The organism is Pseudoxanthomonas sp. LjRoot204_2 (assembly GCF_056175765.1).
In genome coordinates this window covers 1-2,488 of sequence record NZ_JBGFFG010000461.1, presented here as the reverse complement: position 1 = coordinate 2,488, position 2,488 = coordinate 1, and the positions used below count along the sequence as shown (strand labels likewise).

2 protein-coding genes are annotated in these 2,488 nt (G+C 69.8%); both read left to right on the top strand.

Features of this window, described 5'->3' with window-relative positions; genetic code table 11:
• On the top strand, positions 1-1,799 hold a 1,799-nt coding region (locus AC04L7_RS16590), incomplete at its 5' end, for an endonuclease/exonuclease/phosphatase family protein (RefSeq protein WP_475513446.1).
• 274 nt (positions 1,800-2,073) lie between these two features.
• Positions 2,074-2,488: thiamine pyrophosphate-dependent enzyme (locus tag AC04L7_RS16585; RefSeq protein WP_475513445.1), on the top strand; the 415-nt coding region annotated here is incomplete at its 3' end.

Below are 2,488 nucleotides of genomic sequence, written 5' to 3'. Positions count from 1 at the left end.
GCTTCAACCTGCTGCGACTGTTCGACGAGGTCAACGACAGCAACGGCGCGGTGACGCTGACGCCGGAAGCGTTGGACAAGCGCCTGGCCAAGGCGGCGCTGGCGATCTGCGACTACCTGAAGACCCCGGACATCCTGGGCGCGGTGGAAGTGGAGAACCTGCGTGTTCTGCAGCTGCTGTCCGAGCGCATCGACGCGACCTGCGCCACGCGCCCGGGCTACGTGCCGTACCTGCAGCCTGGCAACGACGTGGGCGGCATCAACGTCGGCTTCCTGGTCAGTTCGCGCCTGACCGCGGACGGCATCGCCCGCGTGGAAGTGCTGGACGTCGCGCAGTTCGGCAAGGAAACCACCATCGCCAACCCGAACGGCACCACCAGCCTGCTCAACGACCGTCCGCCGCTGCGCCTGCGCGCCCGCGTGCACCAGGACGGCACGTCGAGCTACCCGCTGACGGTCGTCGTCAACCACCTGCGCTCGCTCAACGACATCAACGACACCCTGCCCGGCAGCAGCGGCTGGGCCACCGGCGGCGAGCGCGTGCGGGTGAAGCGCGGCGCCCAGGCGGTCTACCTGGCCCAGCTGGTGCAGGAGATGCAGCAGGCGAACCCGGACGAGAAGATCGTGCTGGTCGGCGACTTCAACGCGTTCGAGTTCAACGACGGCTATGTCGACGTGATGGGCATCATCAAGGGCGAAGCCGCGACGGAAGACCAGGTGCTGACGCACATGCCCAGCCCGTTGAGCGTGCCGCTCGTGGACGGCTCCCAGCTGATCGCCGATCCTGCGCAGCGCTACTCGTACTCGTTCGAGGGCAACGCGCAGACGCTGGACCACGTGCTGGTCAACGAAGCCCTGGTGATGGACGCCGGCCTGCGCGTGGACCATGCGCGCATCAACGCGGACTTCGGCGTGGACAACTTCGGCGATGCCACGCTGGCCCTCCGTTCGTCCGACCACGACCCGGTGCGCCTGAGCATCCGCGTGCCGTCCTTCGCCCGCGCCGACCTGTCGGCCACCGTCAGCGCAGACCGCACCACCGCCAACGTGGGCGAGACCGTCCGCTACACCGCCACGGTGCGCAACGCCGGTCCCGGCGCGGCATCGCCGGCGGCCTTCGCCTTCGTGTTCTCGGCCGAACTGTCGCCGTCGTTGGCCACGCTGCCGGCCGGCTGGAGCTGCGCGGCACCGGAAGTCTCCGCGGGCACCACCCGCGTGGCCTGCACCGTGCCGGCGCTGGCGGTCGGTGACGAAGCGACCTTCGCCCTCGACGCCGTCGTCCCGGCCAGCGCAGCAGGTGCCACGCTCGGCCTGGGCGTGTCGGCCAATTCGACCGTGCTCGACCCGGCCAACGGCGACAACACCGCCGCCGTGTCGGTGGCCGTGGCCGCGTTGCCGCAGACCCGCGCGGACCTGTCGGTGCAGCTGCTCGGCGCCGCCCTGCCGCTGCGTCGCGGCACCATCGCCACGCTGCTGGTGCCGGTGCGCAACGCCGGCCCCGATGCGGCCGAGCAGGTCACCGTGCGGCTGACCAGCAACGTCGATGCCCGCTACGCCGCCGTCGCCGCCCCCRGCGGCTGGAGCTGCACGCGCGTGCAGGACACCACCGACGGCGCCGCCGCCGACTGCACCCGTCGTGGCACCATGCCGCGCGGCGTGCAGACGCTGGCCTTCGCCCTGGTGGTGCCGGGCAAGCCGAAGCGCGGTACGGAACTGGAGTTCGACGCCACCGTCAGCAGCACGACGACGGACCCCAACCCCGCCAACAACCACGACCGGCTGGTCCAGCGCATCCGCTGAACTTTCCCGCCATCGTGGGGTCGACAGGGGCGCGGGCGACCGCGCCCCTTGTCGTTTGCGCAGCCCGCGACGCGGATCACGTCCGGCCCACGCCGGCTGCAGGCAGGCTGACACCGAACGACACCCGGGCAAGCGCCTGTTTCCGCACCGGTTTCTCCGCGCAGCCACCTGCCATGCACCCCSGTCTTGCTGCATTGCACGACAGCCGCCAGCCCCATCGCTCCTAAAATTACATCTGAAACCAATTCCGCCGGCTGACGAGAACACCGTCCAGATGACCACCGCCGCAAGCTTCGAGATCGAATACCTCCAGTACCTGGGCCCCGACGGCTCCTTGGTGCGCAATGATCTGCCCGAAGCCGGGCGCGACATCGCCCGCCTGCGCGACCTGTTCAAGCAGATGCTGTTCGTGCGCACGTTCGATACCAAGGCGATCGCCTTGCAGCGCACCGGCAAGCTGGGCACCTACGCCAGCTGCCTCGGCCACGAGGCCACCCATGTGGGCATCGGCGCCTCGATGCGCACCGGCGACGTCTACGCCCCCAGTTACCGCGAGTACGGCGCCATGTTCATGCGCGGGGTGAAGCCGCGCGACGTACTGATGTACTGGGGCGGCGACGAGCGCGGCAGCGACTACGACCGCGACAGCGATGCGCGCATCGACTTCCCGTTCTGCGTGCCGATCTCCA